This window comes from Allobosea sp. FW305-C-101 (assembly GCF_058783685.1).
This window is the reverse complement of the sequence record NZ_JBYSYT010000006.1, coordinates 213,372-224,110: the sequence shown is the minus strand read 5'-3', so window position 1 is coordinate 224,110 and position 10,739 is coordinate 213,372. Positions and strand designations below refer to the sequence as shown.

Below are 10,739 nucleotides of genomic sequence, written 5' to 3'. Positions count from 1 at the left end.
TGGTCGCGGCGTTCAAGACCGGCCGCGAGGCCGCCGGCCAGGCGGGTTACGCCCAGCCGGCCTCGGCGCCGCGTGCGGTGAAGGCGCCCGTGCGCGCGGCGGCAAGCCAGGCAAGCATGGCATCCGACGAACCGGCACGTCTGCGCCAGCTCGCCGAGGCCGCCTTCGTCCAGTCCCGCGCGCCTGCCCCGCGCAAGGTCGCCAATGGCCGTGTTCAGGACGCCGGGTGGGAGGAATTCTGAGGCAACAGCCTCCGGAATGACATGACCAGAATATCGGAACGGCGCCCTCTCGGGCGCCGTTCGCGCTTCCAGGCAGCGGCCCTGTCCATGCCCTTAGCCCGGCAGCCGATAATCGCTGAACATCTCGCGCAGCTTGGTCTTCTGGATCTTGCCGGTCGCGGTGTGGGGGATGGCCTCGACCAGCACGACATCGTCCGGCAGCCACCATTTCGCGATCTTGCCGGTCATGAAGGCGAGCATCTCGTCCTTGCCCGGCTTGCGCCCCGGCTTCGGCACGATCACCAGCAGCGGTCGCTCGTCCCATTTCGGATGGGCGATGCCGATCACAGCGGCTTCCGCGACATCGGGATGGCCGACCGCGAGGTTCTCCAGATCAATCGAGGAAATCCATTCGCCTCCGGACTTGATGACGTCCTTGGAGCGGTCGGTGACCTGCATGTAGCCGGCGGGGTCGATGGTCGCGACGTCGCCGGTGTCGAAGAAGCCGTGATCATCGAGGATGCCGTCCGCGCTCCGATAATAAGCTCCAGCGACCGCCGGCCCACGCACCTTCAGCCGGCCGAAGGTCCTGCCGTCCCAGGGCAGGTCCGCGCCGGCATCGTCGGTGAGTCGGAATTCGACCGTGAAGGGCGGATGGCCCTGCTTCACCTTGAGATCGTAGAGCGCGTCGCCCGAAAGTCCTTCATAGACCGGCTTCAGCGAGCAGAAGGAGCCGAGCGGGCTCATCTCGGTCATGCCCCAGGCATGGGCGACGGTGACGCCGAACTTGCGTTCGAAAGCCTCGGTCATCGCACGCGGACAGGCCGAGCCGCCGATGACGACGCGCTTCAGCGTCGAGAGCCCGCCGCCGGTCGCCTCCAGATGCTGGAGAAGCCCGAGCCAGACGGTCGGCACCGCCGCCGTCATGGTCACGCCCTCCTCCTCCAGCAATTGGTGCAGCGAGGGCCCGTCGAGCCGGGCGCCCGGCATCACCAGCTTGGCCCCGGTCATCGGCGCGGAATAGGCCAGCGACCAGCTATTGGCATGGAAGAGCGGCACCACGGGCATCACCGTGTCGCGCGCCGACAGGCCCATATAATCAGGCGCGGCACAGGCAAGCGCGTGCAGCACGTTCGAGCGATGCGAATAGAGCACGCCCTTCGGCCCACCGGTCGTGCCCGAGGTGTAGCAGAGCCCGGCCGCCGTGTTCTCGTCGAAGTGAGCCCAGACGAAATCGTCGTCGGCATCGGCGAGCCAATCCTCATAGGCGACAGCGCCCTTGAGGCTCGTCTGCGGCATATGCGCGGCGTCGGTCAGGACGATGTAGCGTTCGATGCTCGGGAGCTTGTCCTGGATCGCCTCGATCATCGGCACGAAGGTGAGGTCGAGGAAGAGCAAACGGTCTTCCGCGTGATTGATGATCCAGGCGATCTGCTCCGGGAACAGCCGCGGATTGACCGTATGCGTGATCGCACCGATGCCGCTGATGCCGTACCAGAGTTCGAGATGGCGATCGGTGTTCCAGGCCAGCGTCGCGACACGGTCTCCCAGCGCGATACCGTCTTTCTGCAGCCGCTTCGCCACTGTCAGCGCGCGGCTGCGAATCTGGACATAGCTGCGTCGCCTGAAAGCGCCATCCTCCACGGCACGGCTCACCACCTCGCGCGTGCCGTGCTGGACGGCGGCGTGGTCGATGATGCGATGGAGCAGAAGGGGCCAGTCCTGCATCAGGCCGAGCATGCGCATATCCTCCCAGATCCATTTTGCCGGAGGATAGCGACCGGCTTCCACGAAAGGAAAGTCATCCGATCGAAGGCTCGCCTGCGCGCGCGAGATGGTTTAGGTCTGATCCTTCAAAGAGCGGGGGGAACGCCATGACCGCAGCGAAAGCCGTGCCACAGGCTGTGACCGAACCGGACCGGGTCTGGTTCCGCTTCCTGCGACTGCACCAGCGCATGCTGATGCAGATGACGGCGCGCATCCGCACGCTCGGCCTCTCGATCCCGCAATTCGACCTGCTCTCGACCCTGACCGAGCAGGAAGGCATCAGCCAGAGCGAACTGGCCGAGAAACTCTATGTGACCAAGGGCAATGTTTCGGGCCTCGTCGACCGGCTGGTGCAGGCCGGGCTGGTCGAACGCCGCGCGATTGCCGGCGACCGGCGTTCCTATGCGATGCACCTGACGCCGGAAGGCCGCCGCCTCGCCGAGGCCGGCATCGCTGCCCAGCGCGATTTCGTCGCCAGCACGCTCGGCAAGCTGAAGCCGGACGACCTCGCCGAGCTCGACCGGCTGGTGCTGGTCTGGCGCGACCTCGCCCGCGCCGTCGATGCCGAGTGAGCGGCCATGGCTGACGGCATCGACCTGACCGCCTCCGCCACTGCCTTGCGTCAAGCGCTGCTTGCCCGTCGCTTCAGCGCCGCCGATCTCCTTGAAGCGACCTTCGCCCGCATCGATGCGCTGAACCCGCGCCTCAACGCGATCGTCGCCGAGGATCGCGACGCCGCCCGCGCGATGGCGAAAGCTTCGGACGAGCGCATCGCCAACGGCACGGCCCGCCCGCTCGAAGGGCTGCCGATCACGATCAAGGACGCGTTCGACGTCGTTGGTTTGCCGTCCTCCGGCGGTTTGCCCGCCTATCGCGAGCGTGTTCCCGCTGATGATGCCGCCCCGGTCGCCAGGCTGCGGGCCGCCGGTGTGGTGATCATCGGCAAGACGAACGTCCCCGTCTTCTCCGGCGATTTCCAGAGCTACAACCCGGCCCATGGCGTGACCAACAATCCCTGGGACGAGACGTGCTCGCCCGGCGGCTCGTCGGGCGGGGCTGCGGTTGCCGTCGCGACCGGCATGAGCGCCTTCGAGCTCGGCTCCGATCTCGGCAGCTCGATCCGCTGGCCGGCCCATGCCTGCGGCGTGTTCGGGCTCAAGACGAGCTGGGGGCTGGTTTCGACCTGGGGCGCGATCCCGCCGCCGCCCGAGCGGCGCACCTTGCGCAATGTCGACCTGATGGTCGCCGGCCCGATCACCCGCGCCGCCGAAGACCTCGACCTGATCCTGCCGGTGATCGCAGGACCGCGCGATACTGCCCTGCCCTCGCCTGCCCTGCCCGCACCCCGCCAGACCAGCGCGAAAGGCCTGCGGGTCGCTCTCTGGGCCGACGATCCCTTCGCGCCGGTCGACCGGGAGGTGTCGGAGGCCGTGCGCGAGGCCGCGCGCCTCCTGGCCGAGGCCGGCGCGATCGTCGACGAGACGGCGCGCCCCTCGATCCGTTTCACCGACGCGTTCGAGGTCTATGCGCTGCTGAACCATGCCGTCGTCGCCTATGGGCTGCCGCCGAAGGTGCGCGCCCGCATTCAGGCGCAAGCCGCCCGCTTCAGCCCGAACGACCTGTCGCATCAGGCCCTGCAGGCGCGTGGCGCCCGGATGACGCCGGGCTTCTACCAGCAGATCAACCAGCGCCGCCTCGCCCAGAAGCGGCAATGGGCGAGCTTCTTCACGCGCTACGACGTCGTGCTCTGCCCGCCGGCGCCGGTCGCCGCGATCCCGCATGACCATGGCCCGGATATCCATGCGCGGCGCCTGATCGTGAATGGCGAGCCGCGGCCCTATCTCGACTTCCTGCTCTGGGCGGCGCTCGCAACAGGTGCGGACCTGCCGGCCCTGTCGGCGCCGGTCATGCGCTCGCGCGAGGGCCTGCCGCTCGGCGTCCAGATCATCGCGTCCTTCGGCGAGGACCGTACCGCCATCGCCGTCGGGGCGATGCTGGAAGAGTTCGGCGGTCGCTTCACCCCGCCGCCGGCCGCTCGCTGAGCCGCCCGGAAGGCGCTTTCGCCCGTTTGGCGCGCACCCTTTCCGTTTCGCTCGCCCTGCGGCAGAGTCTACCGTCCCCTGCATCAAAATCGCTCAACATTTGCGGTCACTTCAGCTTACACTGGCAAGAATATTAAACAGAACCGGGAGCCCATCATGCTGTCGAATGTCGCCGTCAGGGATATCGAGACCCTCGTCCATCCCTATACCAACCTCGCCACGCATCGGCAGACGGGCCCGCTGATCCTGGAGAGCGGCAAGGGCATCTATGTCTACGATTCCGCCGGCAAGGAATATATCGAGGGCATGGCCGGGCTCTGGTGCACTTCGCTCGGCTACTCGAACCAGGAACTGGTCGAGACCGCCTATGAGCAGATGAAGAAGCTGCCCTTCACCCATATCTTCGGCGGGCGCAGCCATGACCCGGCGATCGAGCTGGCCGAGAAGCTGAAGGAGATCGCTCCGGTTCCGATCTCCAAGGTGTTCTATGGCGCCTCCGGCTCCGACGCCAACGACACCCAGGTCAAGATCGTCTGGTATCTCAACAACGCGCTCGGCCGGCCGCAGAAAAAGAAGATCATCTCGCGGCTGAAGGGCTATCACGGCGTCACCGTCGCCTCGGCCTCGCTGACCGGCCTGCCGAACAACCATATCGATTTCGACCTGCCGCTGCCGGGCATCCTGCACACCTCCTGCCCGCACCATTACCGCTTCGCCGAGCCCGGCGAGAGCGAGCAGGACTTCTCGTCGCGGCTGGCCGCCGAGCTGGAAGAGATGATCCTGCGCGAGGGGCCGGACACGGTCGCCGCCTTCATCGCCGAACCCGTCATGGGCGCCGGCGGCGCGATCATCCCGCCGGAGGGCTATTTCGAGAAGATCAACGCCGTGCTCGGCAAGTACGACATCCTGTTCATCTCGGACGAGGTCATCACCGGCTTCGGCCGCACGGGCAAGATGTTCGGCACAGAGACCTACGGGCTCAACGCCGACTCGATCTCGCTCGCCAAGCAGATCACCTCGGCCTATTTCCCGCTCAGCGCCGTGATGATGAACGACAAGATCTATGACGTGCTCGTCGACCAGAGCCGCAAGATCGGCACCTTCGGCCACGGCAACACCTATGCCGGCCACCCGGTCGGCTGCGCTGTCGCGGTCAAGACGCTGGAGATCTACCAGCGTGACAAGATCGTCGAGCATGTCGAGAAGGTCTCGCCGACCTTCCTGCGCCGCCTGAACAAGCTGGGCGACCACCCGCTCGTCGGCGAAGCCAAGGGCGTCGGCCTGATCGGCGGCGCCGAGCTGGTCAAGGACAAGCAGACCAAGGCCTCGTTCGAGGGCAAGAAGGGCGTCGGCGCCAAGGCCGTGGCCTATGCGCTGGAAGAGGGCTTCATCACCCGCGCCATGGGCGACCGCCTCGCCTTCTGCCCGCCGCTCGTGATCAACGAGGCCGAGATCGAGGAAATGTTCAACCGTTGCGAGCGCGCCCTCGACAAGACGCTGAACTGGGCCAAGGCCGAAGGCCTGCTGACCTGATCACTCCAAGATCGTAGAAAGACCGAAGGCCGGGCGGCAGCGCCCGGCCTTTTTCGTGTTCAGCAATATGGCGAAATCGGAGATCGCCGCCCGAAAACGCCACGAACAGATCACAGAGGCGCCCCGGCGCCGTCCCGATCAGGCATCAGAGATGGAGGGGTCGGCAGGCGCGAGCCGCCGGCACGAGGTTCATCAGACGAGTCAGGAGCCATGCTTCAACGCGACGCCCAGTCCACGACACCGGTCCGCAAGGGTTTCCACGACGCCACGGCGCGGGCGACCTATGCGACCCTCTTCCGCCCGATCGCGATTCAGGCGGTCGCCGCGGGAACCCGACAGATGTCGCCTGCGTTGAAGCAGGACGGTGAAGCGCGCGGGGCCGATCTGCCCGGCGTTCTCCGCCACGGTTTCATCGACTGAAACCTCCCCTTCGAGACCCAATGACTTGGCCGGTGCGGAGCTTGCTCCCACCGGCCTTTTTCTTGGGTTGATTCCCCAAGCTCATCCCAGCGCGCGCCACGCTGTCATTCCGGGGCATGCCGCAGGCATGAACCCGGAACCCACGACTGGGTGCGCCGCTTCGCTTTACTGATCGGGCAGAGGCTCGCGCGGTCGTGGGTTCCGGGTTCTTCGCTACGCGAAGCCCCGGAATGACAAAGATGGCTCACCCAGAAGCATGCCCGAAACGAAAACGGGCGGCCCGAAGGCCGCCCGCTGAATTCTCCGGCTCGTCCGATCGATCAGACGACGATGACCTTCGCGCCCGCGGGCACGCGGTTGAACAGGTCGATCACGTCGATATTGCGCATCCGGATGCAGCCCGACGAAGCCGAACGACCGATCGTCTCGGGCTCATTGGTGCCGTGGATGCGATAGAGCGTGTCCTGGCCGTTCTGGTAAAGATAGAGCGCGCGCGCGCCGAGCGGGTTGTCCGGACCGCCATTCATGCCGCCGGCAACCGGCTTCAGATGCGGCCAGCGCTTGATCATCTCGGCCGGCGGCGTCCAGCGCGGCCATTCCGCCTTGCGCTGCACGACGGCCTCGCCGGTCCAGCCATAGGCTTCCTCGCCGGTGGCGACGCCGTAGCGGATCGCCTTCTTGTTCGGCAGGACGAGGTAGAGGAACTTTTCCTTGGTATCGATATAGATCGTGCCCGGCGGCTGCCCAGTCGGATCGGCGATCTCGTAGGGGAGATAGGGCAGGTAGGTGTCGAACTTGGGGACGAGCGCGATATATTCCGCATCACGGGCTGACAGCTCCGGAGCGGCCACGCTCTTATACTGGCAAGCGCCCAGCAGGGCGGACAGCGCCAGCGCGACGAAAACGGTCTTCTTCATAGCCTCCACCCAGCCGACCCGAAGGCAGCCTTTATGATGAATCGAACGTTAACGCTTCGTATCGCCAGGGCGCTTCCCCAAAAGCGGCGGCTCGGCGAAGCACTAGGCCTCAAACGGCCATGGTGCAATCCGGTTCCGTTTCCGGGGCTCAGAAGGCCGTTTGGCGTGGCAAAGCGGCCACGCATGGCGTTTCAGGCTGATTTGATGCAGGGGTAACCGGCTTTGACGACCCTGCTCTTCACCCACCCGGCCAGCCTCGCGCATGCGATGCCGGCGGGCCATCCCGAATGCGCCGACAGGATCAAGGCGGTCGAGCAGGCGCTTGAGGCCGAGCGATTCGCGGCACTGATTCGGTTGGAGGCGCCGCTCGGCACGCTCGAGCAGGTCGCGCTCTGTCATCCTGAGTCCTATGCGCAGGCGTTGATCGCATCCGCCCCTGCGGCGGGCTTCGTCCAGGTCGATGCGGACACGCTGATGTCGCCCGGCACGATCGAAGCGGCGCTGCGCGGCGTCGGCGGGGCCGTTGCCGCGGTGGATGAGGTGATCACAGGCAAGGCGCGCAATGCCTTCGTCGCGATGCGCCCGCCCGGCCACCATGCCGAGCGCGAGCGCGCCATGGGCTTCTGCTTCTTCAACCATGCCGCGATCGCGGCACGCCACGCGCAGCAGGCGCATGGGGCCGAGCGCGTCGCCATCGTCGACTGGGATGTGCATCACGGCAATGGCACGCAGGACATCTTCTGGGACGACGCCAGCGTGCTCTACGCCTCCGTGCACGAGATGCCGCTCTATCCGGGCACCGGCTCGGCCATGGAGCGCGGCACGCAGGGCACGATCGTCAATGCCCCCTTGCGGGCCGGCGACGGCTCCGACGAGTTCCGCGACGCCTTCGAGACGGCGATCCTGCCGCGGCTCGATGCCTTCCGTCCCGATCTCGTGGTGATCTCGGCCGGGTTCGACGCGCATTGGCGCGACCCGCTCGCCAGCCTCAACCTGCGCGAGGCGGATTTCACCTGGGCGACCCAGAAGCTGATGGCAGCAGCCGACCGCCATGCCGGCGGCCGGGTCGTCTCGGTGCTGGAGGGCGGCTACGATCTCGACGCGCTGGCGAAATCGACGGCCGCCCATGTCTCGGCACTGATGGAGGGCTGAGCGCCGGAAGCGCCGCGCCTATTCCAGCGGCGCCGTCCCGGCGATCTCGATGCCGAAGCCGGAGAGGCCGACGAAGGAGCGCGGCGAGGAGGCGAGGTTCACGATCGAGCGGACGCCGAGATCGCGCAGAATCTGAGCGCCAAGGCCGACCTCGCGCCATTGCTGGCTGCGCAGCGTGTCGGAATTCTCATCCTCGACGCTCTTGACCGGCACGCCGGCGCTGCCGTCGCGCAGATAGATCAGCACGCCCTTGCCTTCCTGCTGGAAGCGCCGCAGCGCGCACTGGACCGAGCTTCCACCGCCGAGCACGTCGGCGACGACATCGGCGCGATGCAGACGGGCCGGCACCTTCTCGCCGTCACCGAGCTTGCCCATCACGAAGGCGAAGTGCTGGGTGTTGTCGAAGGGCGTGACATAGACGTGGCCGGTCACGTCGCCGAACTCGGTCTTGACCGGGAAGGAATGCACCCGCTCGACCAGCTTCTCGCGCGACTGGCGATAGGCGATCAGGTCCGCGACGGTGATCTGCTTCAAACCGTGCTTCTCGGCGAAGGCGGTGATCTGCGCGCCCTTCATCACCGTGCCGTCGTCATTGGCGAGTTCGCAGATGACACCGACCTGCGGGAGGTCGGCGAGCTTGCACAGGTCGACCGCGGCTTCGGTATGGCCGGAGCGCATCAGCACGCCGCCATCCTTGGCGATGAGCGGGAAGACATGGCCGGGGCGGACGAAATCGGCCGCGCCCATATTGCCGTTGGCGAGCGCACGCACGGTGTTGGTGCGCTGCTCGGCCGAGATGCCGGTGGTCAGCCCGTGCTTGACGTCGACCGTGATGGTGAAGGCGGTGCCGAGCGGGGCATCGTTCGAGGAGACCATCGGATCGAGGCGCAGGCGCCGCGCCTCGCTCGCGGTCAGCGGCGCGCAGACGATGCCGCAGGTGTTGCGGATGATGAAGGCCATCTTCTCCGGCGTGCAGAGCGAGGCGGCGACGATGAGGTCGCCTTCGTTCTCGCGATCGTCGTCATCGGTGACGATGACGATCTCGCCGCGGGCGAAGGCTTCGATGGTCTCGGCGACATTGTTGGACATGGCAGCCTCGCGTGGCCCGGACAGGCCGAGGAAATCGTTGGGGGTGACGGCGCCGCCGGTAGCGGCGGTGATGCGCTCGGCGCTTTCGCGAGAGATCCAGGCGGCGGGGTCGTTGCAGAGCGCGGTCACGCTGGCCGGCGACAGGCCGACCTGCTTTGCGAAGGCGCTGCGCGCGATCTTGTTCTGCCGGAGCCAGACGTCGAGCTTCATGACGCGAAGCTAATACGGCGCCGCTTCATTCGCAATGAATGGTCGATGCATTTTCAGTATTGCTGAAATGCATAATTCTAGCACCGTCATGCTCGGGCTTGCCCCGAGCCTCTCATGACGAGGAGGCTCCTTACCAGGGCCTCTTCCGGCCAGAGATTCTTGGGTTTGCGCTGCGCTTCGCCCGAGAATGACGCCTTACGTCACTCCTGGAACGGCCAGCGCGGCTCGACGACGCCGACCTGCGCGCGATGGCGCAGATACTGGTCGGCCAGCACGCAAGCGACCATCGCCTCGCCGACCGGCACGGCCCGGATGCCGACGCAGGGGTCGTGACGGCCCTTGGTGAACATCTCCGCCTCGCCGCCAGTGCGGGTCACGGTCGCGCGCGTCGCCAGGATCGAGGAGGTCGGCTTCACGGCGAAGCGGGCAACGATCGGCTGACCGGTCGAGATGCCGCCGAGGATGCCGCCGGCATGGTTGGAGAGGAACAGCGGCTTGCCGTCATTGCCGGCGCGCATCTCGTCGGCATTCTCCTCGCCGGAGAGCGCGGCCGCACCGAAGCCCTCGCCGATCTCGACGCCCTTGACCGCATTGATGCTCATCAGCGCGGCGGCGATCTCTGAATCGAGCTTGGCGTAGATCGGCGCGCCCAGCCCCGCCGGCACACCCTCGGCGACGATCTCCAGCACGGCGCCGATCGAGGAGCCGGACTTCCGGACGCCGTCGAGATAGCCCTCGAAGAAAGCGGCAGCCTTGGCATCCGGGCAGAAGAACGGGTTGCGCCCGATCTCGTCCCAATCCCAGTTGCCGCGGTCGATCTTGTGCGGCCCCATCTGCACGAGCGCGCCGCGCACGATCATGCCGGGCACGACCTTGCGGGCGATGGCGCCGGCGGCGACGCGCATCGCCGTCTCGCGCGCCGAGGAGCGCCCGCCGCCGCGATAATCGCGGATGCCATATTTGACGTCATAGGTGTAGTCGGCGTGGCCGGGCCGGTACTTGTCCTTGATGTCGGAATAGTCCTTCGAGCGCTGGTCGACATTGTCGATCAGCAGCCCGATCGAAGTGCCGGTCGTGACCTGCACGCCATCGCTCTCGCGGGCGAAGACGCCGGAAACGATGCGGACCTCGTCCGGCTCCTGACGCTGCGTGGTGAAGCGCGACTGGCCCGGCCGGCGCCGGTCGAGATCGCCCTGGATGTCGGCCGCGGTCAGCGGCAGCAGCGGCGGGCACCCATCGACGACGCAGCCGATGGCCGGCCCATGGCTCTCGCCGAAGGTGGTGACGCGGAAGAGATGGCCGAAACTGTTATGCGACATGGGAGCCTGCGCGAGATACGTGCAGGGTCTTAGTCCGTGGCAGGACCAGCGGTCAAACTCCGGGCCGAT

10 protein-coding genes are annotated in these 10,739 nt (G+C 66.7%); 6 read left to right on the top strand and 4 right to left on the bottom strand.

Annotated features, from left to right (window positions below; genetic code table 11):
- The coding region (locus AC3WMA_RS22970; protein ID WP_492287639.1) for a hypothetical protein at window positions 1–242 on the top strand (242 nt) is incomplete at its 5' end.
- Between the two features lie 93 nt (window positions 243–335).
- On the opposite strand, the gene AC3WMA_RS22965 is transcribed toward AC3WMA_RS22970, so the two are convergent.
- Window positions 336–1,961, bottom strand: a complete 1,626-nt coding sequence (locus tag AC3WMA_RS22965) for a long-chain-fatty-acid--CoA ligase (protein WP_492287638.1) — start codon at window positions 1,959–1,961, stop codon at window positions 336–338.
- A 134-nt stretch (window positions 1,962–2,095) separates the two neighbouring features.
- Between AC3WMA_RS22965 and AC3WMA_RS22960 the strand changes: the two genes are divergently transcribed.
- From AC3WMA_RS22960 to AC3WMA_RS22945, 4 genes are all read left to right on the top strand, one after another.
- Window positions 2,096–2,560 (top strand): MarR family winged helix-turn-helix transcriptional regulator, encoded by a 465-nt coding sequence (locus AC3WMA_RS22960; protein WP_492287637.1) that lies wholly within the window; start codon window positions 2,096–2,098, stop codon window positions 2,558–2,560.
- A 6-nt stretch (window positions 2,561–2,566) separates the two neighbouring features.
- A complete protein-coding gene (locus AC3WMA_RS22955) occupies window positions 2,567–4,030 on the top strand; it encodes an amidase (protein ID WP_492287636.1) in 1,464 nt (487 codons plus the stop codon).
- Window positions 4,031–4,186: 156 nt separating this feature from the next.
- Entirely contained in the window at window positions 4,187–5,563 is a 1,377-nt protein-coding gene (locus AC3WMA_RS22950) for an aspartate aminotransferase family protein (protein ID WP_492287635.1), read from the top strand.
- A 210-nt stretch (window positions 5,564–5,773) separates the two neighbouring features.
- Window positions 5,774–5,983, top strand: coding sequence for a hypothetical protein (locus AC3WMA_RS22945; RefSeq protein ID WP_492287634.1), 210 nt, complete (start codon window positions 5,774–5,776; stop codon window positions 5,981–5,983).
- A gap of 320 nt (window positions 5,984–6,303) precedes the next feature.
- Here AC3WMA_RS22945 and AC3WMA_RS22940 read toward each other — a convergent pair whose 3' ends face one another.
- Complete coding sequence (locus AC3WMA_RS22940) at window positions 6,304–6,900, bottom strand: L,D-transpeptidase (RefSeq protein WP_492287633.1); 597 nt, start codon at window positions 6,898–6,900, stop codon at window positions 6,304–6,306.
- Between the two features lie 222 nt (window positions 6,901–7,122).
- Here AC3WMA_RS22940 and AC3WMA_RS22935 point away from each other — a divergent pair, with 222 nt between their 5' ends.
- Entirely contained in the window at window positions 7,123–8,052 is a 930-nt protein-coding gene (locus AC3WMA_RS22935) for a histone deacetylase family protein (protein ID WP_492287632.1), read from the top strand.
- An 18-nt stretch (window positions 8,053–8,070) separates the two neighbouring features.
- On the opposite strand, the gene ribB is transcribed toward AC3WMA_RS22935, so the two are convergent.
- Both ribB and aroC read right to left on the bottom strand, forming a co-directional pair.
- On the bottom strand, window positions 8,071–9,351 hold the full coding sequence (gene ribB, locus AC3WMA_RS22930) for a 3,4-dihydroxy-2-butanone-4-phosphate synthase (protein ID WP_492287631.1): 1,281 nt from the start codon (window positions 9,349–9,351) through the stop codon (window positions 8,071–8,073).
- Between the two features lie 200 nt (window positions 9,352–9,551).
- Window positions 9,552–10,670: a chorismate synthase gene (gene aroC, locus AC3WMA_RS22925; protein WP_492287630.1), complete on the bottom strand. Its 1,119-nt coding sequence runs from the start codon at window positions 10,668–10,670 to the stop codon at window positions 9,552–9,554.
- Between the last annotated feature and the right edge of the window lie 69 nt (window positions 10,671–10,739).

What these genes read in the sequence shown, in the direction of transcription:
- AC3WMA_RS22965 (WP_492287638.1), bottom strand. Translation starts at nt 1,961, where the DNA reads ATGCTCGGCCTGATGCAGGACTGGCCCCTTCTGCTCCATCGCATCATC.
- AC3WMA_RS22960 (WP_492287637.1), top strand. Translation starts at nt 2,096, where the DNA reads ATGACCGCAGCGAAAGCCGTGCCACAGGCTGTGACCGAACCGGACCGG.
- AC3WMA_RS22955 (WP_492287636.1), top strand. Translation starts at nt 2,567, where the DNA reads ATGGCTGACGGCATCGACCTGACCGCCTCCGCCACTGCCTTGCGTCAA.
- AC3WMA_RS22950 (WP_492287635.1), top strand. Translation starts at nt 4,187, where the DNA reads ATGCTGTCGAATGTCGCCGTCAGGGATATCGAGACCCTCGTCCATCCC.
- AC3WMA_RS22945 (WP_492287634.1), top strand. Translation starts at nt 5,774, where the DNA reads ATGCTTCAACGCGACGCCCAGTCCACGACACCGGTCCGCAAGGGTTTC.
- AC3WMA_RS22940 (WP_492287633.1), bottom strand. Translation starts at nt 6,900, where the DNA reads ATGAAGAAGACCGTTTTCGTCGCGCTGGCGCTGTCCGCCCTGCTGGGC.
- ribB (WP_492287631.1), bottom strand. Translation starts at nt 9,351, where the DNA reads ATGAAGCTCGACGTCTGGCTCCGGCAGAACAAGATCGCGCGCAGCGCC.
- aroC (WP_492287630.1), bottom strand. Translation starts at nt 10,670, where the DNA reads ATGTCGCATAACAGTTTCGGCCATCTCTTCCGCGTCACCACCTTCGGC.